The organism is Paraburkholderia sp. BR14312 (assembly GCF_040948675.1).
Classification (GTDB): domain Bacteria; phylum Pseudomonadota; class Gammaproteobacteria; order Burkholderiales; family Burkholderiaceae; genus Paraburkholderia; species Paraburkholderia nodosa_A.
In genome coordinates, this window is sequence record NZ_JBFPKI010000004.1 from 39462 (window position 1) to 64319 (window position 24858).

Consider the following 24858-nt stretch of genomic DNA (forward strand, 5'->3'; position numbering starts at 1 on the left):
GGCGTGGCTGCGGTAAAATCGACGCTATTGCCAGCGCCGTCTCACGCCGCGACGGTGCGCCACCGAAGGATCCAACCCCGATGCAGATTCAGGTTCACAAGGAAGTGGATGCGCGCGGGCTGAACTGCCCGCTGCCGATCCTGCGCGCCAAGAAGGCGCTCGCCGACATGGAAAGCGGCCAGATCCTCAAGGTCCTCGCGACCGATCCAGGCTCGCAGCGCGATTTCGCCGCGTTCGCGAAGCAAACCGGCAACGAGATCGTGGAAAGCTCGCAGCAGGACAAGACGTTCGTGTTTCTGATGCGCCGGCGCTAAGCGCATCGGCGGATAAAAAATGGCCCGCATGAGTGTGAAAACTCGTGCGGGCCATTTTCATTTGCGCTGAGCGGGAGTCTCAGCGGGGGCCCCTAGCCTTCCAGCACCGGCTTGCGCGTACGCAGATACTCGTCGAAATCCGCGCCGACTTCCGGGTGGCGCAGCGCGAACTCCACCGTCGCCTTCAGGTAGCCGAGCTTGCTGCCGCAGTCGAAGCGCGTGCCGTGGTACTTGTAGGCGAGCACCTGCTCGTCGGCGAGCAGCGACTGGATCGCGTCGGTGAGCTGCAGCTCACCGCCCGCGCCCGGCTTGATCGACTTCAGATGCTCGAAAATGCGCGGCTTGAGCACGTAGCGGCCGACCACGCCGAGGTTCGACGGTGCGACTTCCGGCGCCGGCTTCTCGACGATGCCCGAGAGCTTGACGATCGAGTCTTCCCACTCCTTGCCGTCGACGATCCCGTACGAGCGCGTTTCCGAGGGCGGGATCTCTTCTACGCCGAGCACCGAGCTATGGTAGTGGTCGAACACCTCGACCATCTGCTGCATGACGGGCGGTGTGCCGTAGAGCAAGTCGTCCGCGAGAATCACGGCGAACGGGTTGTCGCCCACGAGCTTTTCCGCGCACAGCACGGCGTGGCCAAGGCCGAGCGCCTCGGGCTGACGCACGTAGAAGCAGTCGACGTTGTTCGGCTTGATGTTGCGCACCAGTTCGAGCAGCTTGGCTTTGCCGCGCGCTTCGAGTTCGGCCTCGATCTCATACGACTTGTCGAAATGGTCCTCGATCGCGCGCTTGCTGCGCCCGGTCACGAAGATCATTTCAGTGATGCCCGCAGCCACGGCTTCTTCGACCGCGTACTGGATGAGCGGCTTGTCGACCACGGGCAGCATTTCCTTCGGGCTGGCTTTCGTGGCCGGAAGGAAGCGCGTGCCGAGGCCCGCTACCGGGAATACCGCTTTTGTCACTTTCAGCATGTCTTTGTCCCTGTCCTGGTGCTCGTGTGACGCCGCGGGTGCGGCGCGACGCGTTACAGCCTTTGGCCGATATGGCGCTCAGGCCGGCAACCGCGTGAGTTGCGCGGTCAGCTTGTCCAGCGTTGCCTGGTATTCTGCCAGTCTTTTCTGCTCCTGCTCAACGACTGCGGGCGGTGCTTTCGCTACAAAACTCTCGTTTCCGAGCTTGGCCGTGCACTTCGTTACCTCGTTGCCGAGGCGGGCGATTTCCTTCGACAGCCGCTCGCGTTCGGCGGCGACGTCGATTTCCACCTTCAGCACGAGCTTGTCCGTCCCTACGATAGCAACTGGCGCGCCTGCCGAGGCCGCGTCGAGCGTTGCTTCGTCGGCGATGATCTGGACCTCCGAAAGCTTTGCAAGCGCCTGCGCATAGGGTGCGAACGTCGCGAGCCGCTCGGCGTTGCCCGTGGCGAGCAGCGGCACCTTCGTGGCGGGCGAGAGGCCCATTTCGCCACGGAGATTGCGGCACGCGTCGATCACGGCCTTCAGGTCGGCGGCCCACTGTTCCGCGGCTTCGTCGATCTTCTTTGCTTCTGCCACCGGGTAACGCTGCACCATGATCGATGCTGCGCCTTCGGCGGCACCCTCGGGGTACGCGTCGGTGAGCGGCGCCACCTTCTGCCACAGCGCTTCGGTGATGAACGGAATCACCGGGTGCGCGAGGCGCAGCACCGTTTCCAGCACCCGCAGCAGCGTGCGGCGCGTGGCGCGCTGCTGCTCGGGCGTACCCGTCTGGATCTGCACCTTGGCCAGTTCCAGGTACCAGTCACAGTATTCGTCCCAGACGAACTTGTATATGGCGTTGGCCACGTTGTCGAAGCGATAGTCCGCGAAGCCCTTCGCGACTTCGGCTTCCACGCGCTGCAGGAGCGAGACGATCCAGCGATCGGCCTGCGAGAAGTCCGTGTAGCCGCCGGGGCCGCAATCGCCCGGCTGGCATGCGCCCGGCTTGCTGAAACCGCAGTCGTGGCCTTCGCAGTTCATCAGCACGAAGCGCGTGGCGTTCCAGAGCTTGTTGCAGAAGTTGCGATAGCCTTCGCAGCGCGCGAGGTCGAAGTTCACGTTGCGGCCGAGCGTGGCCATGGAAGCCATCGTGAAGCGCAGCGCGTCGGTGCCGAACGCGGGAATGCCGTCCGGGAATTCCTTGCGCGTCTTCTTTTCGATGGTCGCGGCCTGCTTGGGATTCATGAGGCCGGTCGTGCGCTTGGCGACCAGCGCTTCGAGGTCGATGCCATCGACGATATCGATCGGGTCGAGCGTGTTGCCCTTGCTCTTCGACATCTTCTGGCCTTCGGCGTCGCGCACGAGGCCGTGCACATACACCGTGTCGAACGGCACCTTGCCGGTGAAGTGCGTGGTCATCATGACCATGCGCGCCACCCAGAAGAAGATGATGTCGAATCCCGTGACCAGCACGGACGAGGGCAGGAAGGCCTTCAGTTCAGGCGTATCCGCAGGCCAGCCGAGCGACGAGAACGGCACGAGCGCCGACGAGAACCACGTGTCGAGCACGTCTTCGTCGCGCTTCAGTGCGCCCGTGTAGCCCTTTGCTTCGGCCTGCGCGCGCGCCTCTTCCTCGCTCTTCGCGACGAAGATCTCGCCGTTCTCGCCGTACCAGGCCGGGATCTGGTGGCCCCACCAGAGCTGGCGCGAGATGCACCAGTCCTGGATGTTCTCGAGCCACTGGTAGTAGGTCGTGGTCCAGTTTTCCGGCACGAACTTGATCTGGCCGCTGCGCACCACGTCGAGCGAAGTTTCGGTGATCGACTTGCCGGGATTGAAGGTGCCCTCGGGCGCGGGCTTCGTCATCGCGACGAACCATTGGTCCGTGAGCATCGGCTCGATCACCACGCCCGTGCGGTCGCCGCGCGGCACCATCAGCTTGTGCGGCTGCACCGAGTCGAGCAGGCCGAGTGCCTCGAAGTCGGCCACGACCTGCTTGCGCGCCTCGAAGCGGTCGAGGCCGCGGTATTTGGCGGGCGCGTTGTCGTTGACCTTCGCGTCGAGCGTGAGGATCTCGATCATCGGCAGGCCATGGCGCAAGCCCACCTGGTAGTCGTTGAAGTCGTGCGCAGGCGTGACCTTCACGACGCCCGTGCCGAACTCGCGGTCCACGTATTCGTCGGCGATGATGGGGATCTCGCGGTCCGCGAGCGGCAGCTTCACGGTCTTGCCGATCAGGTGCGCGTAGCGCTCGTCTTCCGGGTGGACCATCACGGCCGTGTCGCCGAGCATGGTTTCCGGGCGCGTGGTCGCGACCGTGAGGTGGCCCGAGCCGTCCGTGAGCGGATAGCGCAGGTGCCACAGGTTGCCGTTTTCCTCTTCGCTCACGACTTCGAGGTCCGAAACGGCGGTGCCCAGCACCGGGTCCCAGTTCACGAGGCGCTTGCCGCGATAGATCAGGCCCTGTTCATAGAGGCGCACGAACACGTCGCGCACGGCGGTCGACATCTTGTCGTCCATCGTGAAGTATTCGCGCGACCAGTCGATCGAGGCGCCCAGACGCCGCACCTGACCCGTGATGGTCGAACCCGACTGCTGCTTCCATTCCCACACGCGCTCGACGAACTTCTCGCGGCCCAGGTCGTGACGCGAGATCTTCTGCGCGTCGAGCTGGCGCTCGACCACGATCTGCGTGGCGATGCCCGCGTGGTCCGTGCCCGGCACCCACAGCGTGTTCTCGCCGAGCATGCGGTGATAGCGCGCGAGGCCGTCCATGATCGTCTGGTTGAACGCGTGCCCCATGTGCAGCGTGCCGGTGACGTTGGGCGGCGGCAACTGGATCGAGAAGTTGTTGCGGCCGGGCTCGAAGGTCGCGGCGGCGTAGCCTCGACGCTCCCATTCGGGCCCCCAGTGGGCCTCGATCGTCTGGGGCTCGAAGCTTTTCGCTAGCGTGCTGTCGCTCATGGGTGGAATCTGCCGAAAAAAGGATGCGGAAACGTTCGATTATAAGGGGAAGTCCCGCCGGAGCCGACGCGCCAGCCGGGCTGGGGCACTGGGCGGCCCATAGTGCGGGCCGTCGTGCGGGCGTTCTGCGCGCGAGGCGTGCCGCTTGGGTCACCCAAACCGCAGCGTGCGTGCGCACTTATAATGGCGATCTGCCATTCAACGACGGCGCGCCTGTGCCGCGCGCCACGTCCCCGGGGTCCCGCCCTGGGGTCACGCTCCTTTTCAGCCCATGCCCGAACTGCTCGCGAACCTGAACCCCGAACAACTCGCCGCCGTCACGTTGCCCAACGAACCGGCGCTCATTCTGGCCGGGGCCGGCAGCGGCAAGACGCGCGTGCTGATCACGCGCATTGCGTGGCTGATCCAGCAGGGCATGGCCTCGCCCTCGACCATCCTGGCCGTGACCTTCACGAACAAGGCCGCGCGCGAAATGGTGGGGCGCCTCCAGGCGCTTTTGCCCATCGACACGCGCGGCATGTGGATCGGCACGTTCCACGGTCTGTGCAACCGCATGCTGCGCGCGCATTTCCGCGACGCCGGTCTGCCGCAGACCTTCCAGATCCTCGACACCGCAGATCAGCTTTCGGCCATCAAGCGTCTGATGAAGGGCCTGAACGTCGACGACGAGAAGTACCCGCCCAAGAACCTGCAGTATTTCATCAACAACGCGAAGGAGCAGGGCCTGCGTCCGAAAGACGTGGATGTAAGCGACGATTTCAACCGCAAATTCGTCGAACTCTACGAAGCGTACGACCAGCAGTGCCAGCGCGAAGGCGTGGTCGATTTCGCGGAGCTGCTGCTGCGCTGCTACGAACTGCTCGCGTACAACCCGCCGCTGCGCGCGCACTATCAGAGTCGCTTTCGCGACATTCTGGTGGACGAGTTCCAGGACACCAACAAGCTCCAGTACGCGTGGCTCAAGCTGCTCGCGGGGCCCGGCAATGCGATCTTCGCGGTGGGCGACGACGACCAGTCGATCTACGCGTTCCGCGGTGCGAACGTCGGCAACATGCGCGACTTCGAGAACGAGTTCCGCGTGAAGCACATGATCAAGCTGGAGCAGAACTACCGTTCGCACGGTCATATTCTCGATGCGGCCAACTATCTGATCGCGCATAACTCGCGGCGTCTGGGCAAGAACCTGCGCACCGATGCGGGCCACGGCGAGCCGGTGCGCGTGTACGAGGCGGCCACCGACTCGCAGGAAGCCGGCTGGATCGTCGAGGAGATTCGCGCGCTGATCAACCAGGGGCTCGCGCGCAACGAGATCGCCATCCTTTATCGCAGCAACGCGCAGTCGCGCACGATCGAGCACACGCTCGTGAACGCGGGCGTGCCTTACAAGGTGTATGGCGGCTTGCGCTTCTTCGAGCGTCAGGAAGTGAAGCATGCGCTCGCGTATCTGCGTCTGATCGACAATCCGAACGACGACACGGCGTTCGCGCGCGTGGTGAATTTCCCCACGCGCGGCATTGGCGCGCGCTCGATCGAGCAGCTGGCGGATGCCGCGCGCCTCTACAACTGCTCGATGGCCGCGGCCATTCCGTACGTCACGGGCAAGGCGGGCTCGAGCCTGGGTTCGTTCGCCAATCTGGTCGCGAAGATGCGCGCCGAAACCGCGCAGATGAGCCTGCCGGAAACGGTCGAGTACACGGTGCGCATGAGCGGTCTCGCCGAGTTTTATCAGAACGAGCGTGAAGGTCAGGATCGCCTCGAGAACTTGCAGGAACTCGTGACCGCGGCCACGGCGTTCGTGAGCGAAGAGGGCTATGGCCTCGACACGCCCGCGCGCTCGATCCCGCTGCGCCCGGGTGCGAGCGCGGTGCCCGAGATCGTCTCGCAGGACGGCGAGATCGAAGTGCTCGATGCGCCCACGATCACCGACCCCGCGCAGAACCCCGACGTCATGACGCCGCTCGCGGGCTTCCTCTCGCACGCGTCGCTCGAAGCCGGCGACAACCAGGCGCAGGCAGGCCAGGACGCCGTGCAGTTGATGACGGTGCACGCGGCGAAGGGCCTCGAATTCACGGCGGTCTTCATCACCGGTCTCGAAGAGGGCTTGTTCCCGCACGAGAACAGCGCGATGGAAGCCGATGGTCTCGAAGAAGAGCGCCGCCTGATGTACGTGGCGATCACGCGTGCGAAGGAGCGGCTCTATATTTCGTTCGCGCAGAGCCGCCTGCTGCACGGCCAGACGCGCTACAACGTGCGCTCGCGCTTTTTCGACGAACTGCCGCAGGAATCGCTCAAGTGGCTCACGCCCAAGGTCGAGGCCGGTTCGCGCTGGGGCGGGCGTTCCGACAACGCCGGCTGGGGCCGCGACTGGTTCGCGCGTCCGGGCGGCGGCAGTGGCGGCAGCAGCGAAGGCGGCCGTCGCGAGCGCGACGCCTATATCGCCGACAAGAGCCCGGCGCCCGCGTTCGCCAATGAGCAGCGCGCCGCCGAGACGGGCTTCCGTGTGGGCCAGGGCGTGTTCCACACGAAGTTCGGCGAAGGCACGATCACGGCGCTCGAAGGCAGCGGCACCGACGCCAAGGCGCAGGTGCGCTTCAAGCGTCACGGCGAGAAATGGCTCGCGCTGGCGGTGGCCAAGCTGCAGCCGGTGGAGTGAGCGCGCGCAAGCCTCAAACGACTCAGACGGAAATCATTCGAAGATGAACCTCTCGACTCACGCGGGCGGCAGTGCCGCCCGTCCGCTCGGCGTGCTCGCCGCGCTGCCCCAGGAACTCGGCGATCTGATCGCGGCCATGCAGGCCGAATCGGGGGTCGTCACGCGCACGTTCGGCCGGCGTGACTATCACCTCGGGACCGTGCACGGCGCGCCGTGCGTGGTGACGCTCGCGCGCGTCGGCAAGGTGGCGGCGGCCGCCACGGCCAGCGCGCTGATCCATGCGTTCGACGTGGAAGCGATCGTCTTTACGGGCGTGGCCGGCGGCGTGGGTGCGGGCGTCCACGTGGGCGACGTGGTGGTGGGCGAAACGCTGCTCCAGCACGACATGAACGCCGAGCCGCTGTTTCCGCGTCACGAAATCCCGCTGCTCGCGCGCTCGCGTTTCGATGCCGACCACGCGTTGGCTCAGGCGCTCGCCGCCGCATGCGAGCGTTTCATCGCGGAGGAGGGGCCGGAGTTGACGGCGCGCTTCAAGGCCGCGCTGCCGCGCCTCGAAACCGCGTTGCCGCAGGTGCATCGCGGGCTCGTGATCAGTGGTGACCAGTTCGTGGCGAGCGCCGCGGCCGTGGGCGCGCTGCGCGCGCTGTTGCCCGATGCGCTCGCCGTCGAGATGGAAGGTGCCGCGATCGCCCAGGTCTGCCACGAGTACGACGTGCCGTGCGCGATCGTGCGTACGATCTCCGATACCGCCGACGAGCACGCGAGCACCTCGTTCTCGAGCTTCCTCGCCGATATCGCGGGCACGTACTCGACGGGCATCCTCAAGCGCTTCCTGGCCGCTTACCGCCCGCTCGCACGCTGAGCGGGCACAGGCCTCAGCTTTCGCCTGCGCTCACCGCCTCGCGAATCGACTGCAGCGCCGAGGCATCCTCGATGGTCGGCAGATCGCCCGGGTCGCGCCCTTCGGCGAGCGCCGCGATCGCGCGGCGCAATAGCTTGCCGGAGCGCGTCTTGGGCAGCATCGGCACGAAGTGCACGCGCGCGGGCCGGCCGATCGCGCCGAGCTGGCGGTCCACCGTCGCGGCGAGCGAAGCCGCGAGCTTCTGTGCATCGGCGGGATTCGCTGCCGCATTCGCGTCGCGCAGCACGACGAACGCCAGCGCCGCCTGACCCTTCACCGCGTCGTTCACCCCCACCACGGCCACTTCCGCGACGGCCGCGTGCGACGAGATCGCCTCTTCGATCTCGCGCGTGCCGAGACGATGGCCCGCCACATTGATCACGTCGTCGGTGCGGCCGAGGATCGTCACGTAACCGTCGCTGTCCTGCACGCCCCAGTCAAAGGTCGAATACACCTGCTGGCCCGGCACGCTTTCCCAGTACGTGTTCACGAAGCGCGCGTCGTCGCCCCACACGGTCTGCATACAGCCTGGCGGCAACGGGTAGCCGAGCGTGATCACGCCTTTCTCGCCTTGTGCGCAGGGCTCGCCCGTATGTTCGTTGCGCAGCACGAGGTCGTAGCCGTAGCAGGGCACGCCCGGTGAGCCGAGCTTTTGCGGCAGCGGATCGACGCCGCGCTGGATCGCCAGCATCGGCCAGCCGGTCTCGGTCTGCCAGTAGTTGTCGACGACGGGTTTGGCGAGTGCATCCGAGATCCATTCGGCCGTGGGCTCGTCGAGCGGTTCGCCCGCGAGAAAGAGCGTGCGCAGGCTCGACAGATCGGCGCAGTGCAGCAGCGCCGGGTCCTGCTTCTTGAGCACGCGAATGGCCGTCGGCGCCGTGAACATCAGGTTGATGCGGTGCTGCTCGACGAGGCGCCACCAGATGCCGCCATCGGGGCGCACCGGCGTGCCTTCGTACATCACCGTGGTCATGCCCGCGAGCAGCGGCGCATAGATGATGTAGCTATGGCCCACCACCCAGCCGATGTCCGACGCCGTGAACATGGTGTCGCCGGCGTGTCCTTCGAAGATGTATTCCATCGATGCGGCGAGCGCCACCGCGTAGCCGCCCACGTCGCGCTGCACGCCCTTGGGCTTGCCCGTCGTGCCCGAGGTGTAGAGGATGTACGAAGGCTCGTTCGATTCGAGCCATTCGCAGGGAATCTGCACATCGTAGTGTTGCTCGCGCAGCGGCTCGTAGTCGACGAGATACGGCGCGTTCAGCCGCTCGGGCGCGAGCTGGCGGTCGATCAGCAGCACCTTGGGCGGCGGGTATTCGGCGCGCGCCATGGCTTCGTCCACGAGTGGCGTGTAGTCGATCACCTTGCCGCCGCGCGCCCCGGCGTCGGCGCTCACGAGCAGCACGGGCTTCGCGTCGTCGATGCGCGCGGCGAGGCTCGGCGCGGCGAATCCGCCGAACACCACCGAGTGGATCGCGCCCAGGCGCGCGCAGGCGAGCATGGCAAAGACGGCCTCGGGAATCATCGGCAGATAGATCAGCACGCGCTCGCCGCGCGCGACGCCGAGCGAGCGCATCACGGCGGCCATGCGGTTCACTTCGGCGTGCAGGTCGGCGTAGGTGTAGCGCCGCTCGATGCCGGTCTCGGTCGAGACGTAGACGAGCGCGTTCTGGTGAGCGCGCGACGAGAGGTGACGGTCCACGGCGTTGAAGCACAGGTTCGTGCGGCCGCCGCAGAACCAGCGCGCAAACGGCGGATTCGAGCGGTCTAGCACCTGGTCGAACGGCGTCTCCCAATGGATGCGCTCGGCCTCGCGGCGCCAGAAGTCGTCGGGGTTCGCGACCGACTCGCGGTGAAAATCGCGGTAACGCATGACTACCTTCCTCCCGTGCTGATGGTGCAGCCGTTGGCCGATCTGGCGCAGTTTTTCAGGATAGTGCAGTGCAATGCGCGCGGGCAACGCGGGTTCTCCCGCGGATTCTCTCGCGGATTTCCGCGTACGGGCGCATGCGGCGCGCCCGCCGGGCGCGTGCAACCGCTGTGCGGCGCTCAGCCGCGGATGTCGGGATGCTCGAGACGCGGCAGCGGTGCGACGCGCCAGCGGCCCAGCCAGAGCCGGGCGGCATCGACAGTCGCATCGAGTTGCGCGCGCACCGTGCTCGACAAGCCCGCGCCGTAACAGTCGCTGCCTTGCGGCTGCACGCCGATCAGCACGATCTCGCGCGGCGAGCGGCCGCTCAGCTGCGCGCAGGCCAGCGCGTCGGCGAAACCCATGCCGGGCCGGCTCGGGCGGCGCATGTAGAGGTGTTCGGCGGCCGCATCGCCGGTGAGGATGCGCAGCGTGCCCGGTTCGAGCCCGAAATCGATTGCTGTGAGCACGATCAAACGCTGCGTGGATTCGACGACGGGCAGCAGCGCGCGGCCGCGCGTACCGCCTTCCACGAGTTCGACCTGCGCGGGGCATTGCCAGGCCGCCTTCAGCCGCTCGAGCGCGAGCACGCCCAAACCGGCGTCGCCCCACTGAACGTTGCCGAGGGCGAGAACGACCACCCGTTGCGGCGCGAGGGCCTGACGCTTCGCGAGCCCGGCCAGTGCGCGGCGCGCGAACGCGCGCACCGCGCCGTCGTCGCGCGCCGCCCGCGGCATGGCGCCGATTTCGCGAGGTCGATGTAGGCGAAGGATCACGTTGAGGGCTGATTGGAAGGCTGGGGAATAGGAATAATCCGAGTATTCCGACCAACTTCCGTTGACATGGATCAAGCGAGAGAGGCTTTAACGTGATAAAGACATTGTTTTGCAATACTCATCGATTCGCTGTCGGCGCACTGTGCGGGAAGCGCTAACACTCCGTGTGCGCACAGCAACAAAAAAGGGAACGCCAAACTGGCGTTCCCTTTTTGCATGCGCTGTTGCGTAGCCCGGCTGGCAGTACGCGCCGTCACGGCGCCATCACGTGCCTGGTTTGACGACCACCGTGCAGGTCGTGCCCGCGGCGAGGACCATGTCGTCCGGCACCTTGTCGATGTGGATGCGCACCGGCACGCGCTGCGCGAGGCGCACCCAGTTGAAGGTCGGGTTCACGTCGGCGAGCAGTTCGCGGCTTTGCGGATTGTCGCGGTCGTAAATGCCGCGCGAGATACTCTCGACGTGGCCCTGGAGCGTGCCGCCGCTCATCAGCTTGATGTCGGCCTTGTTGCCCACCTTCACGTGCGGCAGCTTGGTTTCCTCGAAGTAGCCGTAGACCCAGAACGAATGGCTGTCCACCACGGCAAGCTTGGCCTGGCCCGAGATCGCATAGTCGCCCTGGAACACCTGCAGGTTCGTGATGTAACCGTCCACCGGCGAGACCACGCGCGTGCGTTCGAGGTTGAGCTTGGCTGCGTCGAGCGCAGCGATTGCCTGCTGGTACTGCGCCTGTGCCGAATTTGCCGTATGCGAGGCGTTCTCGCGGTTTTCGGCCGAGACCACTTCGCTGTCCATGTCGGCGCGGCGGCGCGCGTCGTCCTGGCGCATCGTCAGCTCGGCCTTGCGCGCGGCCACGGCGGCCTCGGCCTGCTCCACGGCGATCTGATAGTGCGACGGGTCGATCTGCATGAGCAGGTCGCCCTTGTGCACGAACTGGTTGTCCTTCACGGGCAGCTCGACCACGGCGCCCGAGACGTCGGGGGCGATGTTCACCACTTCGGCGCGCACGCGGCCGTCGCGGGTCCACGGCTCGTCCATGTAGTGAACCCACAGGACGCGCCCGACCAGAATGGCGACGACGAAGATGATGGCCGTCGCGATAAAGCCAATGAGGTTGCGGATTGTCATGATTCGGTTGATTCGTTCAGCGATGCATGCAGCGACGCATTTAGTGATAGACCGCGAGACCGAGCAGGCAGCACACGACCACGAGCAGGCTCACGCGAAAGAGGGACGGGTGCCACACGACGCGGTAGAGGCCGGTTCGGGCCAGTACGGAATCGAGCACCCAGGTGATCGCCGCGCCCAGAATGAAGAGCAGCACGATCGCCGGGATATAGGCGTCGAGAAACGCGACGTCACGAGGCATGGTTGGCTCCTTGGCTCGCGCCGGGGTTCGCGCTTTCGTTGCCCGCATACGCCGCGAGCGGCGATTGCGGGTCGATGAGCGCGGTGCGGATGAAATGCAGATGACTCTGGATGCGCTGCAGCTGGTGGCGCTCTTCGCGCGGCGCGTCGCCACGCTCGGCGGCGCTCGTCGCTTCGGGTTGCCACATGCCTTGCAGCACGGCCTGGCTTGCGTCGATCGCGCGAGCCGTCGCGGCGAGCGCGTCGCGGTAACGCGCTTCGCCCGGGCGATCGAAGAGCGCGCTCACGGCTTTGAGCGTCGCGTCGATCGCCACGCGCCACGCCGTTCCCCGTGCGTACTGCGGATGCGCGGGCAGCGTGGCCAGTTCGTGGCGCAGATCGAGCGCGGCGTTGCCCACTTCGAGCGTCGAGAAGAGCCAGCGCATCGTGTCGCGGCGTTGCGCGTCGTCGTTGCCGGCGATCGCCGAGAGCTGGAACATCAGGTCGCGCGCGCCGCTCTCGAAGCGGTTGCGCAGTCCCTTCAGGCGCGCGCGGCAAGCGTGCACGGCGCCGCCGCGCAAGTCGGCCAGCAGTCGCCGGCGCAGCCACGGCGTGGAAGGCGGCAGGAGCACGGCGAACGCCAGCGCCGAGACTGCCATCGACGCGATGAGCGCGAGCGCGTCGTTCATGTAGCTGCTCGGGTTGTACTGCACGACGTTGTCCGGCCCCGCGAGAAAGCACAGGAAGATGCAGTAGCCCACGCCGTAGCCCGCGTACTTCGGGCGCGTCGTGAGGAACACGCCGAACGCGAGCGCGGGGGCGAGCGCGACGCACAGCATGACGAAGCCGTCGATGTGCGGAAACACGCCGAACGTGAGAATCATGCCGACGACCGATGCGAGCACAGTGCCGAGCGCCATCTGCGTCGCCATGCGCGAGGGCTGCGGCGCAGACGAGGCGAGCGCGCAGGTCGCGGCGGCATTGAGCACGAGGTTCGTGCCGCTCGGCCACGCGGTGGCGATCCAGAACGCGCCGAGCAGCGTCATCACGACGGCGGCGCGCAGGCCTGCCACGCCCGCTGCGATCAGGTTGGTCTTCGGCACGTAGCGCGAAATCCATTTCTCGCGCGAGTGCGTATCCACGGCGAGCGAGGCGTAGGTGGCCGTGTACTCGGTCATCTCGTGCACGAAGCGGTAGAACAGCTCCGTGGCGGTGTCGAAGTCGAGCAGGCGCGCATCGCCTTGTGCTTCGAGTTCGGCGCGCGTGGCGCGCACGCGCCGCGGCAGCGCCGAGCGGTAGTCGTCGAGTTGCTGCGAGACGTGCGTTGCGTCGGCGGCCGTGAGCACAGGCTCGCCTGCTTTGGCGAACAGCGGCGCGATCTCGCGGAAGTACGGTTCGAGCGCATCGACGGTTGCAGAGGAGTCGTCCGCGCGCAGACGGTTCATCAACTGATGCAGCGCGTGAAAGCGCGTGGAGACCGTCATGAACTCGGTGTTCAGGCGCGCGAGGCGCCCCGAGCGCATGCGCGCGTCGGGCGACTCGAACACGGCCATGCTGCGGTTCGCTTCGAGGCCCACGACGTCGGCGACGAACCGCGCATTGCTCGCTTCGATATGCGAACGATCGACACGCCCGGCAAGCGCCGCCGAAACGTAATCGACGAACGACGAGAAACGGCGCCGCACGTTCGAGCGCAGCAGCTCGCCCGTAAACTGCGGAAACACCACGGCGCTGACGAAGCCCGAGCAAAGGATGCCGATCGAGATTTCGCCCACGCGCGTCATCGCCGACATGAACGCGCCGTCGGGATGCTGCGAGGCCGGAATGCCGATCAGCGCCGCCGTGTAGCCCGCGAGCACGAAGCCGTACGAGCGGAAGTTGCGGTTGCGCGCGGCGCCCGCGGTGCACAGGCCGACCCACAGCGCCGTCGAGACGATGAAGAGTTCCGGCTGCTGCGCGAAGAGGCCGATCAGCGCGAGCATCACGACGAGGCCCACGAGCGTGCCGCAAAGCCGATAGAAGCTCTTGGCGAACACGGGGCCGCTTTGCGGCTGCATCACGATGAACACGGTGGTCATGGCCGTGCGCGGCTGCGGCAGATCGAGTTTCATGGCGATGCCGAGCGCGAGCAGCGCGGCGGCGATCGCCTTGATGAGATAGATCCACACGAGGCCGTCGGTACGCGCCCAGTCGGCGAGCGCGGCGTAGAGGCTTTGGCCGCCCGGCTGCGAAGGGGAGGAGGTGGACGCTTGCATCGTCGTCTGCCTCAGTGCGCCGTGCCGGCTGCACCGGCGTTGCCCGATGCGCTCGCATCGGCGGCCTCGGGGCCGGACGTAGCATGCGAGCCGTGCGGCGCGAGCAGCGCCGCGGGCATGAGCGGCACGTCGCGCGTCTTCTTGCCGTGCGCGGGCAGTTGCTCGGCTTCGGTTGGGCCCTTTGCTGCGGCATCGCTCGATGCGTCGATCATGCCGCCGCCCAGCGCCGCCACGAGCGTGGCATGGGCGGCCAGCCGCTCGGCCTGGATGTGCGCGACGCCTTCCTGCGCGCGCAGCAACTGCGTTTGCGCAATCAGCACGTTCACATAGTCGGTCAGGCCGCGGCGGAAGCCTTCCTGTGCGAGATCGTAATTGCGCTGCGCGGCCGCGACCGAGCGGTGTGCGTCGTCTTCCTGCGTCGCGAGCGAGCGCATGCGCACCACCTGATCGGCGATTTCCTTGAGCGCGGTGACGATCGTCTGGTTGTACTGATCGACGGCGATGTCGTACGCGGCGGACTGCGCGCCGAGCTGCGCGCGCAGGCGTCCGCCGTCGAAGATCGGCAGCGAGAACGCGGGGCCGCCCGCATAGCTGCCGCTCATCGACTTGAGGAACTGGAATAGCGGGCCGGCCGCCGCGTAGCCGCCCATCGAAACGAGCAGGTTCACGTTCGGATAGAAGTCGGCCTTCGCGACGTCGATGCCGCGCGCCTGCGCGGCGACGAGCCAGCGCGCCGCGACCACATCGGGGCGATAGCCGATCAACTGGGCGGGCAACGCCGAGGGCAGACCTGCAGGCGCCGCGAGCGAGAGCGCAGGCCGCTCGATCGCTTCACCGGCGCCCGGGCCCTTGCCCGCGAGCGCCGCGAGTTGGTTCTTGCCGAGCGCAATGGATTCTTCGAGCGTGTCGATCTGGCGTTCGTATTCGGGCAGCGGCGTTTGCGCCTGGCTCACTTCGAGCTGCGTGCCGATGCCGCCGGCCAGGCGCTTTTGCGCGAGCGCAAGAATGCGTTGCTGCTGGCCGAGCGTTTGCTTCGCAATGTCGAGCAGCGCGTAGTTCATCGACATCTCGATGTAGGTGCGCGTGACATTGACTTCGAGTTCGAGCTGCGCCGCGCGCGCGTCGGCGGCGGTGGCGTGGGCTACGTCGAGCGCGCGCTCGGCATTGTTCTTGTCCTGGCCCCAGAGGTCGAGGTGATACGACAGGCCGAGCGTGGCTGTGTTGTTCCACGTGTTCGCACCCGCGAGCGGGCCCGGCCCGTAGTAGACGTTGTCGGACCATTGCTGGCGCTGGATGGACATGCTGCCGTTGATTTGCGGCAGGAGCCCGGCTTGGGCCACGCCGACCATCGAGCGCGCTTCGCGCACACGCGCCTGGGCGGCGGCAAGCGAGGGGTTGCCGGCCACGGAGGCTTCGATCCAGGCATTCAGCTGAGGGTCGTTATAGCCGCGCCACCAGTCGCTGGCGGGCCAGCCGGCGTCGGTGTTGGCCGCGCGGATCGCCGATCCGGCGTCGAGTTGCGCGGCTTGCGCCTGTTGCGCTTGCGGTGCGATGCCCCCGGTACTGGCGCAGCCCGCGATTATCAACGAGAACGTAAGAACCGTGAGTGCGGCTAGTCCTTTCGGTACCGGAGACTGCACGATTTACTCCTTATCTTGGCTATGAATCACTGTGTGTCATTATATTTTTTGAGCGATTGATGAATAACCGGTAAGGATGCAAGGCATTTTTACGAAACGTGAGACAATCGATCTTACGAATTATGAAACAATTCGTGTGTCAGAAAGAGGATTGGTATGGATACGCTTCAAAACATGCGTGTATTCGTCCGGGTGGTGGAGGCGGGCAGCTTCACGGGCGCGGCGCAATACCTGAACACGACCACGGCTTACGCTTCGCGCGCGGTTTCCGATCTGGAGGCGCACCTGCGCACGCGCCTGCTGAACCGCACGACGCGCCGCATTGCGCTCACCGAGGCGGGTGAGCGCTACCTGCAGCGCTGCGAGCAGATCCTCGCCTACGTCGATCAGGCCGAAGCGGAAGCCGGCGACGCGCATGCGCGCCCCTCCGGAAAGCTCAAGGTCCACGCGATGACGAGCTTCGGCCAGCACTATGTGGTGCCGGCGGTGGGGCAGTATCAGCAGCGCTATCCGGACGTGCACGTGGAACTCACGCTCGCCCAGCGCATGCCGGACCTGCTCGACGAGGGCTACGACGTGGCCCTCGTGGTCGCGACCGATCTGCCCGATTCCGGTTTCGTGTCGCAGCGCCTGACGAGCGCGTTCAGCATCGTGGTTGCCTCGCCGGCGTATCTGGAAAAGCGCGGCGTGCCGCAAAAGCCCGCGGATCTCGCGAACCACACCTGCCTGCAGATGGTGACGCCCGTGTTCCCGACCTCGCAGTGGCAGTTCACGGGCCCCGAAGGCGAGGCCACGATCGACCTCGGCCCGGCGACCTTCCAGGTGAACGTGGCGGAGGCGATGGCGGTGGCCGTGCGCGAGGGCATGGGCGTGGGCCTGCTGCCGATCTATTCGGCGATCAGCGGTCTGCGCAGCGGCGAGCTGCAATGGATCCTGCCGGAGTACAAGTCGCAGGAGATGAACGTCTTTGCGGTTTATCCGTCGCGCCAGTATCTCGACGCGAAGATCCGCACGTGGGTCGAGCTGCTGCGCGAGAGCATGCCTTCGACACTCGCTCGGGATCACAACGAGCTGCGCCAGTTCGCGCGCACCTGAGCGCAATCAAATGGCGCGCGGGCCGTGACAGCCTGTTACAGCTTGCGCAGATGGCAACACTTCCTTACGCCCGGCGGCGCGGTGGCTTAAGGTAGCGGGACTGTTTCACGCAACCTCTTTCTGCCAACACCGGAAACTCGAATGGATACGCATCTGATGATCGGCATCGCCGTGATGATGGGCCTGATCGGCATCGCGGCATCGCGCGATCTGCTGCGCATGCGCCGCGCGCAGCTCCAGCCCGCGACGCTGCGCGTGCGCCGCGACGACGCACGCATGCACTAAAGCCGCGGGTTTGCCTCGCTAGATCTCCACCACCTTGTCCCAAGCAAAGGCCGGATTCTCCGGCCGCCCCGTGCGGCGGTCGCGATAGCCGCGCGGATTGCACACCACGCGGGTGCCGTTGACCGTGTAGTCGAAGCACGTATGCGTGTGGCCATGTATCCATAGCGCGACCGGCGCGCGCACGAGCGCGCCGAGATCGCTCACGAATCCCGCCGACACCAGATCCTCCGCGTAGCGCGGCGCCAGACTCCCTTTATGCGGCGCGTGATGCGTGACGACGATCGTCTCGCCCGCGAAGGGCTTCGCCAGTTCCGCTTCGAGCCATGCGCGCGAACGCGCGTGGAGCGCGAGCGAGTCGGCCGGCGTGAAGTCGCGGGCACCTGCTTGCGGGCTGTCCGGCCAGGACACCTGGATTAATCCGCGAAAATCCAGCATCACGCGCATCGCTGCCGCTATGGCGGCTTCACGCGCGGCGTCGTCGGCGCCGAAGAGTGCGAAGTCGGCCCACAGCGTCGTGCCTAACACCCGAAAGCGGCCCGCCGGATCGACGTAGACGCCATCGTTGAGGAAATGCACGTTGTCGAGCGTGGAGGCGGCGTCGCGCATCGCCGTTTCCAGCGCGCCGAGATCGCCGTCGTAGTACTCGTGATTGCCGGGCACGTACACCACCGGCACCTGCGGATCGAACGTTTCCGCCGCCCAGCGCAAGCCCAGCCCGTGATTGTGGATGTCACCCGCGAGCACGACGAGATCGGCCTGCGCATGCGGGATCGTGTCGGGCTCGTCGTTTTCCAGATGCAGGTCGGACAGCACGCGGATCTTCAACACGATGTCGGCTCCTTGCGTCCCGCGCGTTCAGCGCAGCACTTTCCCCGGATTCATCAGATTCAGCGGATCGAGCGCGGTCTTGATCGCGCGCATCAGCGCGAGTTCGACCTCGCTCTTGTAGTGCATGTTCTCGTCGATCTTCAACTGCCCGAGGCCGTGTTCCGCACTGATCGTGCCGCGATGGCGATCCACGCTGTCGTAGACGATGCGGTTCAGCGTCTTCTCGTTTTCGGCGAGGAAACGCTTCGGGTCGCCGCCTTCGGGCGCCTGCACGTTGTAGTGCAGATTGCCGTCGCCGAGATGCCCGAAGGTGACCATGCGCGCGCCGGGCACCGCGCGGGCGATTTCGGCGTCGGTTTCCTCGATGAAGTGGCCGATGCGCGAGATCGGCACCCCGATATCGTGCTTGATGTTCAACCCTTCCTGCGCCTGCGCGAGCGGAATGTGCTCGCGGATATTCCAGAACGCCTGCGACTGCGCGAGGCTTTCCGCGACCACGGCGTCTTCTACGAGACCTTGTTCGAGCGCTTCTTCCATGAGCCGCTCGAAGAGGGCGCGCGCGTGTTCTTCGCTTTCGTTGTCCGACAGTTCGAGCAGCACGACCTGCGCGTGATGCTCCGCGAACGGATAACGCAGTTGCGGGAAATGACGGCCGACGAGCGCCATGCAGAAGTCCGACATCAGCTCGAAGCCCGTGAGCAGCGGCCCGGCGTAGCGCTGCGCGAGCGCGAGGAAGTCGAGCGCCGCATGTGCCGAGCCGAGCGCGGCGAGCGCGGTGACGCGCGCGGCCGGCAGCGGATGCAGCTTCATGACGGCGGCGGTGATGATGCCGAGCGTGCCTTCCGCGCCAATGAAGAGATCGCGCAGATCGTAGCCGGTGTTGTCCTTGCGCAGCCCGCGCAGACCGTCCCAGATCTCGCCTTGCGGCGTGACGACTTCGAGGCCGAGACACAGCTCGCGCGTATTGCCATAGCGCAGCACGCCGGTGCCGCCCGCGTTGGTCGAGAGATTGCCGCCGATCGTGCAACTGCCTTCGGCCGCGAGCGAGAGCGGGAAGAGGCGGCCCGCATCTTTTGCGCGCGCCTGGACTTCGGCGAGGATCACGCCGGCTTCGACGGTGATGGTGTTGTTGTGCGGATCGATTTCGCGCACGCGGTTCAGGCGGCGCAGGCTCAGCACGGCCTGGTTGCCGCTCGTGTCCGGCGTGGCGCCGCCCGCGAGGCCCGTGTTGCCGCCTTGCGGCACGAGCGCCACGCGATGCTCGCGCGCGAGCTTCACGACCGCGGCGACTTCCCGCGTATTGGCCGGGCAGAGCACGGCGACGGCCGCGCCCTGGTAGCGGCGGCGCCAGTCGGCGAGGTAGGGCGCGGTGTCGTGCGCGTCGGTCAGCACGTATTGCGCGCCGATGGCGGCGGCGCAGGCGTCGAGAAAGGCTTCGCAGGCGGTCGGGGTGGAGTCGGTCATGGTGTCTCGGATATTCGCGCCTGGGCTGGCTCGCGGCGCGATTGTCATGAAGTCGCGAGGCTCAAACGGTTAGTTTGACACGGCGGTAACCTTCACGCAGCGCTCGTGGACGAGGCGGTCGCGGCGTGGAAGGCCGTCGCTTAGGCCGACTCGCTTTTAGCGGACTTTGCGGCGGACTTCGCGGCACGCTTTGCCGCGCGCTTGTACGGCGCGACATAGGCAAGCGCACACGCGAAAAAACCAAGAGCCAGCGCGACTTCCACCCAGCCGAGCCGGTTGCCGGGCGCGGGATCGGTCATGCCGCGCACGATGCCTTCCGCGAAGTAGAGCAGCACGAGCATCGCCGCCCATTGCAGCGTGTAGAGCCTGCGTCGCAGCACGCCAGGCAGCGCGATGGCGAGCGGCACGGCCTTGAGCACGAGCGCGCTGCCGCCGGGGCGCAGCGGCGCGAGCCGCCACTCCCACGCAATGCACAGCAGCGTGAGCGCGGCGAGCATCGCAAAAGCGCCGAGCGCGGCGCCGCGACGCTGGACGATGGGCTCGGCGACGCCGTCCACGCCGGTATTCACAGCCGCTGGCCTTGCTCGGTGACGGCGAGTGCGAGCGCCGCGCGCGCAAGCCGCACACCCAGCGCGCTCGCGAGCGTCTTTTCATCGGCGCTCAAACCGTGGCCGCGCGCGTCCTGGCGCGCGTGATGCGAGGCGCCGTAGGGCGAGCCGCCGCCCTGCGTGGTCGTGAGCGCGCTCTCCGTGTAGGGGATACCCACGAGCAGCATGCCGTGGTGGAGCAGCGGCAGCATCATCGAGAGCAGCGTGCTCTCCTGGCCGCCGTGCAGGCTGCCCGTCGATGTGAACACGCAAGCGGGCTTGCCCGCGAGCGCACCCGAAAGCCACTGCGGTGTGGTGCCGTCGAGAAAGTATTTGAGCGGCGCGGCCATGTTGCCGAAGCGCGTGGGCGAGCCGAGCGCGAGGCCCGCGCATTCTTCGAGGTCGCGCAGTTCGACGTAGGGCGGGCCGTCGGCGGGGATGTCGGGCGCGGTGGCCTCGCAGACCGTCGAGACGGGCGGCACCGTGCGCACGCGCGCTTCGGCGCCGGGAACACTGTCGATACCCTGGGCGATGGCGCGCGCGAGTTCGCGCGTTGCGCCATGCCGGCTGTAATAGAGCACAAGAATCGGTTTCATCGGGCCTCGTCGGTGGACGGGATATTATAGGGGTTGGGTCTGCCGCCGCAGCGGCGCACCGGCGAGCGACGCGCATCTTACGCGCAAATCATCGGCAAATAGGTACACTGCGTGCGCGCCGGATCAGCGGCAAAAAACGGCGTCGAGAAAGCGCGGCAATCAACGTGTTCACGGTGGCGAGGAAAGCAGGCCAATGGATGTGCTGTCGAGGGTGAGGATCGATCTGGACATCGTGAAGCGCCTCGCGCGTTTCGCGGCGCGGCGCAGTCGCGAAGATCGCATTGCGCAGGTCGCGGGCAGCCTCACCTTCACCACGCTGCTTTCGCTCGTGCCGCTCGCCACGGTCGCGTTTGCGCTTTTCACCGCGTTCCCGATCTTCGCTTCGTTCCAGAACTCGCTGCAGGCCTTTCTCGCCGATCACCTCATGCCGGCGCAGATCAACAGCCAGATCTTCAAGTACCTGAACCAGTTCGCCTCGAAGGCCAAGGGCCTCACGACGATGGGCATGATCGTGCTCTTCGTCACCTCGGTCATGACGATGATGACCGTGGAGTCGGCCTTCAATCTGATCTGGCGTGTGCGCAAGGCGCGCCCGTTCGCGCAGCGCGTGCTCGTCTACTGGGCCATTCTCACGCTCGGGCCGATCCTGATCGGCGTGAGCCTGTCGATCTCCTCGTACGTGTTCACGCGTTCGGCCGTGATCGCGACCGAGCAGCACGTTTCGGGCATCCTCGACTGGATGCTGATCGGCGCCTCGCTGCCGCTGACGTCGCTCGCGTTCACGATGCTCTATGTGTATCTGCCGAACTGCCGCGTGCAGTGGCGCGACGCATTGGTTGGCGGCATCGCAGCGGCGATCGCATTCGAGGCGGCCAAGCGTGGCTTTGGTTACTACGTGCGGCGTATTCCGACTTATACGGCTGTTTATGGCGCCTTCGCGGCCGCGCCGATGTTCCTGCTATGGATGTACCTGAGCTGGTTCATCACGCTCGTGGGCGCGATGATCACCTCCGCTTTGCCCGAAATCCGCACCGGGCGCTTCGATCGGCCGCGCTTTCCGGGCAGCGATCTGCTCGACGCGCTCGAACTGCTCGCGGGTCTCGCCGATGCGCGGGAAGCGGGCGAGCCGGGCCGCACGACCGAGCAGCTCGCGCAGCTGCTGCGGCGCGACCTGGCCACGGTCAGGCGACTGATCGACGGCCTCGAAGAGGACGAACTCGTGGGGCGTCTCGAGCAGGAGGAGCGTGCGAAAACGCTGTTCCTGCTGATCGGCAATCCTGCGCGCATTTCGGTGACGCGCATCTTCGACCGCTTTGCGATCGATCGCGAGGAACTGGCGTATCAGCTCAAGTCGAGCAGTATCGACGCGCACCTGCTGCTGGGTGCGCTCGACAACGACAAGCTCGCGATTTCACTCGCGTCGCTGCTCGCGACGCGGCGTTTTCCGGCGCTCACGGAGGAGCATCCGCCAGTGCTCCCGCATCCGGCGGCATGACGAGGCGGCGCGCCCATGACAGGCGCGCCGTCGCATCAAATTCGAATCAAAGGGAAATCTTGCCGCGGCAGATATCCGCGAACATGACCCAGTCGCCCATCAAGCTGTAGATGGGGTGACGGAAGGTGGCCGGGCGGTTCTTCTCGAACTTGAAATGACCGACCCACGCGAAGCCGTAGCCGCACACGACGGCAAGCGGCAGCCAGAGCCAGTTGCCGGTGGCGATCGCCATGCAGACGAAGCCGATCACGCCAAGCGACCCGATGAAATGCAGCCGCCGCGACATGAGATTGCTGTGCTCGCTCAGGTAAAACGGATAGAACTGCGCGAAGCTCGAAAAGTGCTCGGTATGCGTGGTGGGTTGCATCGTCTCCTCCTTTCTGCGCGGGTACGCGGGGGATGGTTGATTGAGCCATTCTGCGGCGTTGCAAACGACCGTGCAACCCGGGCGAGTCACCGCCGTCAGCCGTTGCCCACGCGCGGTGTTTGCTGCGTTGCAAAAGCGTAGAGCGTGTCGAGCGTGGCATCGGGCTGCTCGGTCATTAGCGCGTGGCCGGCGTCCAGCGTGACCGTGTCCACGGGCGTGCCCGCTTGCGCGAGGGCGTCGGCGAGGGCGCGCGCAGCGCGCGGGGGCGTCATCGCGTCGCGTTTGCCGACGATCAGGCGCACCGGGCAGCGGACTTTCGCGGCGCTGGCGAGGCCGTCCGCATAGGCATTGCACGCCGCGAAATCGGTATGGAAAAGCTGCGGCTCGCCGCGCGCGGAGACGCGCTCCATGAGCCGCTGGTTCATGCCGCGCAGCCAGAAGCCGGGCCCCGGGCTCGACGGCTTGGCGGCGAGCGTCGAGTGCGACCACGCGTTGACGAGCGCGATTGCCTCCGGCTCGCGCTCGCGCGCGGCTTCGAGCAGGGTAGGCGCGACCGTCATCGGGAACGCGGTGGCGAGCAGGGCGATGCGCTGCGCGCGTTCGGGATGGCGTGCCGCGAATTCGAGCGCGACGAGCGAGCCCATGCTATGGCCGGCGACGAAGGCCTGCGGGGCGTTCAGCGCGTCGAGCAGTGCGGCGAGCCAGTCGGCGAGCGCGCCGATGCTCGTGAGCGCCGGACCCGCGCTGCGCAGATGGCCGGGCAGATCGACGGCCAGCGCATTGAAACCGTGGTTGGCGAAATAGCGCGATTGCAGCGCCCAGACGCTGTGGTCGTGCTGCGCGCCGTGGACGAACACCGTGAACGGCAGCGCGTGGTCGATCGCGTGCGAGGCCGTGTAGACATAGACCAGTTTGCCGGCGACATCGACGATCATGACGCCTCCTTGCCGGCGGACTTGCCTTTCGATGCGTCCACTTTTTGCGACGCCTTCAGTGCGCGCTTGAGGTCATCGACCAGGTCGGCAGGGTCTTCGAGCCCGATCGAGAGCCGGATCGTGCCCTCCGCGATGCCGGCGGCGGCCAGTGCCGCGGCGTCCATGCGGAAATGCGTGGTCGAGGCGGGGTGGATCACGAGTGAGCGCGCGTCGCCGACGTTGGCCAGATGCGAGAACAGGGTGAGCGCTTCGATGAAGCGCTTGCCCGCCGCGCGGCCGCCGCGCAGATTGAAGCTGAACACCGCGCCCGCGCCACGCGGCAGCAGGCGCTTCGCCAGCGCGTAATCGGGATGGCTCGGCAGTTCCGGCCACGCGACCGATTCGACCGCCTCGTGCGCGGCGAGATATTCGACGATGCGCCGCGCGTTCGCCACATGCCGCTCCATGCGCAGCGGCAGCGTTTCGATGCCTTGCAGCAATTGCCACGCGGCCTGCGGATGCAGGCACGCGCCGAAGTCGCGCAGGCCCTCGCGCCGCGCGCGCAGCAAGAAGGGCGCGACCGTGCTTTCCTCGCTGAACACCATGTCGTGAAAGCCCGCATAGGGTTCGGTGAGTTCGGGAAAGCGGCCCGACGCTTCGAAGTCGAACGTGCCGCCATCGACCAGCACGCCGCCGATCGTCGTGCCATGGCCGCCGAGGAACTTGGTGGCCGAGTGATAGACGAGATCGGCGCCGTGCTCGAAGGGGCGCAGCAGGTAAGGCGTGGTGAACGTCGAATCGACGAGGAGCGGCACGCCATGGGCGTGCGCGATCTGCGCGACGGCTTCGATGTCGAGCACGTCGAGGCCCGGGTTGCCGAGCGTTTCGCCGAACAGCAGGCGCGTATTGGGCCGCAGCGCCGCGCGCCAGGCGTCGAGGTCGCCGGGCTTCACAAAGGTCGTTTCGATGCCGAAGCGCTTGAGCGTGTAGTGCAGCAGGTTGTGCGAGCCGCCGTAAAGCGCCGCCGAGGCGACGATGTGCGAGCCCGCGCCCATCAACGTCGCGATCGCGAGATGCAGCGCCGCCTGGCCGCTCGCGGTGCCGATCGCGCCCGCGCCGCCTTCGAGCGCGGCCACGCGCTCTTCGAACACGGCGACGGTCGGGTTCGAGATGCGCGAGTAGACGTGCCCCGCGCGCTCCATGTTGAAGAGCGCGGCGGCGTGGTCGGTGTCGCGAAACGAGAACGAGGTGGTGAGGTAGATCGGCGTCGCGCGGGCGCCGGTGGCGGGGTCGGGCGCCGCGCCCGCATGCAGCGCGAGCGTGTCGAAGCGGCTATCGGGATTGGATGCGGGATTCGATGACATCGTGTCGGCGCGCCGGCGCGAACCGGCCTGGTGTCGAGGGTGAAGGGCATCGTAACACCGGCGGCGGGGCGCGGGGACGCCCGGCCGGGCGTTTTTCGGGCCTGATGGGGCGCGCCCCGCGTGGCCGTTTTCGCGCCGGAAAACCCTT

Annotated in this window: 21 protein-coding genes; 6 read left to right on the top strand and 15 right to left on the bottom strand. The window is 66.6% G+C overall.

What is annotated here, in order from left to right; genetic code table 11:
• The first annotated feature begins 86 nt into the window (after positions 1–86).
• Positions 87–314, top strand: coding sequence for a sulfurtransferase TusA family protein (locus AB3X98_RS12215; RefSeq protein WP_028208042.1), 228 nt, complete (start codon positions 87–89; stop codon positions 312–314).
• Between the two features lie 92 nt (positions 315–406).
• Here the strand turns inward: AB3X98_RS12215 and galU are convergent, their stop codons facing one another.
• A complete protein-coding gene (gene galU, locus AB3X98_RS12220) occupies positions 407–1288 on the bottom strand; it encodes a UTP--glucose-1-phosphate uridylyltransferase GalU (protein WP_028208043.1) in 882 nt (293 codons plus the stop codon).
• A gap of 78 nt (positions 1289–1366) precedes the next feature.
• On the bottom strand, positions 1367–4234 hold the full coding sequence (locus tag AB3X98_RS12225; protein WP_368606161.1) for a valine--tRNA ligase: 2868 nt from the start codon (positions 4232–4234) through the stop codon (positions 1367–1369).
• Between the two features lie 271 nt (positions 4235–4505).
• On the opposite strand from AB3X98_RS12225, the gene AB3X98_RS12230 reads away from it, so the two are divergent.
• Together AB3X98_RS12230 and AB3X98_RS12235 are read left to right on the top strand one after the other, a co-directional pair.
• Positions 4506–6887, top strand: coding sequence for a UvrD-helicase domain-containing protein (locus AB3X98_RS12230; protein ID WP_069268667.1), 2382 nt, complete (start codon positions 4506–4508; stop codon positions 6885–6887).
• A 43-nt stretch (positions 6888–6930) separates the two neighbouring features.
• Complete coding sequence (locus tag AB3X98_RS12235) at positions 6931–7749, top strand: 5'-methylthioadenosine/adenosylhomocysteine nucleosidase (RefSeq protein WP_342945958.1); 819 nt, start codon at positions 6931–6933, stop codon at positions 7747–7749.
• A gap of 13 nt (positions 7750–7762) precedes the next feature.
• Here AB3X98_RS12235 and AB3X98_RS12240 read toward each other — a convergent pair whose 3' ends face one another.
• The 6 genes from AB3X98_RS12240 to AB3X98_RS12265 form a co-directional block, all read right to left on the bottom strand.
• Complete coding sequence (locus AB3X98_RS12240; protein WP_069268665.1) at positions 7763–9661, bottom strand: propionate--CoA ligase; 1899 nt, start codon at positions 9659–9661, stop codon at positions 7763–7765.
• A gap of 176 nt (positions 9662–9837) precedes the next feature.
• Positions 9838–10434, bottom strand: a complete 597-nt coding sequence (locus tag AB3X98_RS12245) for a hydrogenase maturation protease (RefSeq protein WP_368610252.1) — start codon at positions 10432–10434, stop codon at positions 9838–9840.
• Between the two features lie 303 nt (positions 10435–10737).
• Positions 10738–11601, bottom strand: coding sequence for an HlyD family secretion protein (locus AB3X98_RS12250; protein ID WP_069268663.1), 864 nt, complete (start codon positions 11599–11601; stop codon positions 10738–10740).
• A gap of 40 nt (positions 11602–11641) precedes the next feature.
• Positions 11642–11842: a DUF1656 domain-containing protein gene (locus tag AB3X98_RS12255; RefSeq protein ID WP_042271036.1), complete on the bottom strand. Its 201-nt coding sequence runs from the start codon at positions 11840–11842 to the stop codon at positions 11642–11644.
• The gene (locus tag AB3X98_RS12260; protein WP_368606163.1) at positions 11832–14075 is read right to left on the bottom strand and encodes an FUSC family protein; all 2244 of its coding nucleotides are present in this window, start codon (positions 14073–14075) and stop codon (positions 11832–11834) included. Before AB3X98_RS12260 ends, AB3X98_RS12255 begins: the two co-directional genes overlap by 11 nt.
• Positions 14076–14086: 11 nt before the next feature.
• Entirely contained in the window at positions 14087–15715 is a 1629-nt protein-coding gene (locus AB3X98_RS12265; RefSeq protein ID WP_368606164.1) for an efflux transporter outer membrane subunit, read from the bottom strand.
• A 156-nt stretch (positions 15716–15871) separates the two neighbouring features.
• On the opposite strand from AB3X98_RS12265, the gene AB3X98_RS12270 reads away from it, so the two are divergent.
• Both AB3X98_RS12270 and AB3X98_RS12275 read left to right on the top strand, forming a co-directional pair.
• Positions 15872–16810: a LysR family transcriptional regulator gene (locus tag AB3X98_RS12270; RefSeq protein WP_069268660.1), complete on the top strand. Its 939-nt coding sequence runs from the start codon at positions 15872–15874 to the stop codon at positions 16808–16810.
• A 141-nt stretch (positions 16811–16951) separates the two neighbouring features.
• Positions 16952–17095 carry a hypothetical protein gene (locus AB3X98_RS12275; RefSeq protein WP_169739136.1) on the top strand — a complete coding sequence of 48 codons (144 nt, stop codon included), beginning with the start codon at positions 16952–16954 and terminating at the stop codon, positions 17093–17095.
• 18 nt (positions 17096–17113) lie between these two features.
• On the opposite strand, the gene AB3X98_RS12280 is transcribed toward AB3X98_RS12275, so the two are convergent.
• The 4 genes from AB3X98_RS12280 to wrbA form a co-directional block, all read right to left on the bottom strand.
• Positions 17114–17920 carry a metallophosphoesterase gene (locus AB3X98_RS12280; protein WP_069268659.1) on the bottom strand — a complete coding sequence of 269 codons (807 nt, stop codon included), beginning with the start codon at positions 17918–17920 and terminating at the stop codon, positions 17114–17116.
• Positions 17921–17950: 30 nt separating this feature from the next.
• The gene (locus tag AB3X98_RS12285; RefSeq protein ID WP_368606165.1) at positions 17951–19387 is read right to left on the bottom strand and encodes an FAD-binding oxidoreductase; all 1437 of its coding nucleotides are present in this window, start codon (positions 19385–19387) and stop codon (positions 17951–17953) included.
• Positions 19388–19527: 140 nt separating this feature from the next.
• Complete coding sequence (locus AB3X98_RS12290) at positions 19528–19884, bottom strand: DUF2069 domain-containing protein (RefSeq protein WP_069268699.1); 357 nt, start codon at positions 19882–19884, stop codon at positions 19528–19530.
• Between the two features lie 68 nt (positions 19885–19952).
• Positions 19953–20570: an NAD(P)H:quinone oxidoreductase gene (wrbA, locus tag AB3X98_RS12295; RefSeq protein WP_069268657.1), complete on the bottom strand. Its 618-nt coding sequence runs from the start codon at positions 20568–20570 to the stop codon at positions 19953–19955.
• A 193-nt stretch (positions 20571–20763) separates the two neighbouring features.
• Between wrbA and AB3X98_RS12300 the strand changes: the two genes are divergently transcribed.
• Positions 20764–22065: a YihY family inner membrane protein gene (locus tag AB3X98_RS12300; protein WP_368606166.1), complete on the top strand. Its 1302-nt coding sequence runs from the start codon at positions 20764–20766 to the stop codon at positions 22063–22065.
• A gap of 46 nt (positions 22066–22111) precedes the next feature.
• Here AB3X98_RS12300 and AB3X98_RS12305 read toward each other — a convergent pair whose 3' ends face one another.
• The 3 genes from AB3X98_RS12305 to AB3X98_RS12315 form a co-directional block, all read right to left on the bottom strand.
• Complete coding sequence (locus AB3X98_RS12305; protein WP_069268656.1) at positions 22112–22432, bottom strand: Mpo1-like protein; 321 nt, start codon at positions 22430–22432, stop codon at positions 22112–22114.
• A 95-nt stretch (positions 22433–22527) separates the two neighbouring features.
• The gene (locus tag AB3X98_RS12310; RefSeq protein ID WP_368606167.1) at positions 22528–23367 is read right to left on the bottom strand and encodes an alpha/beta hydrolase; all 840 of its coding nucleotides are present in this window, start codon (positions 23365–23367) and stop codon (positions 22528–22530) included.
• A complete protein-coding gene (locus AB3X98_RS12315; RefSeq protein WP_342945950.1) occupies positions 23364–24710 on the bottom strand; it encodes an O-acetylhomoserine aminocarboxypropyltransferase in 1347 nt (448 codons plus the stop codon). Before AB3X98_RS12315 ends, AB3X98_RS12310 begins: the two co-directional genes overlap by 4 nt.
• Positions 24711–24858: the final 148 nt, after the last annotated feature.

Excerpts from the sequence above, each read along its gene's own strand:
- galU (WP_028208043.1), bottom strand. The coding sequence starts at position 1,288 with ATGCTGAAAGTGACAAAAGCGGTATTCCCGGTAGCGGGCCTCGGCACG.
- AB3X98_RS12225 (WP_368606161.1), bottom strand. The coding sequence starts at position 4,234 with ATGAGCGACAGCACGCTAGCGAAAAGCTTCGAGCCCCAGACGATCGAG.
- AB3X98_RS12230 (WP_069268667.1), top strand. The coding sequence starts at position 4,506 with ATGCCCGAACTGCTCGCGAACCTGAACCCCGAACAACTCGCCGCCGTC.
- AB3X98_RS12235 (WP_342945958.1), top strand. The coding sequence starts at position 6,931 with ATGAACCTCTCGACTCACGCGGGCGGCAGTGCCGCCCGTCCGCTCGGC.
- AB3X98_RS12240 (WP_069268665.1), bottom strand. The coding sequence starts at position 9,661 with ATGCGTTACCGCGATTTTCACCGCGAGTCGGTCGCGAACCCCGACGAC.
- AB3X98_RS12245 (WP_368610252.1), bottom strand. The coding sequence starts at position 10,434 with ATGCCGCGGGCGGCGCGCGACGACGGCGCGGTGCGCGCGTTCGCGCGC.
- AB3X98_RS12250 (WP_069268663.1), bottom strand. The coding sequence starts at position 11,601 with ATGACAATCCGCAACCTCATTGGCTTTATCGCGACGGCCATCATCTTC.
- AB3X98_RS12255 (WP_042271036.1), bottom strand. The coding sequence starts at position 11,842 with ATGCCTCGTGACGTCGCGTTTCTCGACGCCTATATCCCGGCGATCGTG.
- AB3X98_RS12260 (WP_368606163.1), bottom strand. The coding sequence starts at position 14,075 with ATGCAAGCGTCCACCTCCTCCCCTTCGCAGCCGGGCGGCCAAAGCCTC.
- AB3X98_RS12270 (WP_069268660.1), top strand. The coding sequence starts at position 15,872 with ATGGATACGCTTCAAAACATGCGTGTATTCGTCCGGGTGGTGGAGGCG.
- AB3X98_RS12275 (WP_169739136.1), top strand. The coding sequence starts at position 16,952 with ATGGATACGCATCTGATGATCGGCATCGCCGTGATGATGGGCCTGATC.
- AB3X98_RS12285 (WP_368606165.1), bottom strand. The coding sequence starts at position 19,387 with ATGACCGACTCCACCCCGACCGCCTGCGAAGCCTTTCTCGACGCCTGC.
- AB3X98_RS12290 (WP_069268699.1), bottom strand. The coding sequence starts at position 19,884 with ATGCTCGCCGCGCTCACGCTGCTGTGCATTGCGTGGGAGTGGCGGCTC.
- wrbA (WP_069268657.1), bottom strand. The coding sequence starts at position 20,570 with ATGAAACCGATTCTTGTGCTCTATTACAGCCGGCATGGCGCAACGCGC.
- AB3X98_RS12300 (WP_368606166.1), top strand. The coding sequence starts at position 20,764 with ATGGATGTGCTGTCGAGGGTGAGGATCGATCTGGACATCGTGAAGCGC.
- AB3X98_RS12305 (WP_069268656.1), bottom strand. The coding sequence starts at position 22,432 with ATGCAACCCACCACGCATACCGAGCACTTTTCGAGCTTCGCGCAGTTC.
- AB3X98_RS12310 (WP_368606167.1), bottom strand. The coding sequence starts at position 23,367 with ATGATCGTCGATGTCGCCGGCAAACTGGTCTATGTCTACACGGCCTCG.
- AB3X98_RS12315 (WP_342945950.1), bottom strand. The coding sequence starts at position 24,710 with ATGTCATCGAATCCCGCATCCAATCCCGATAGCCGCTTCGACACGCTC.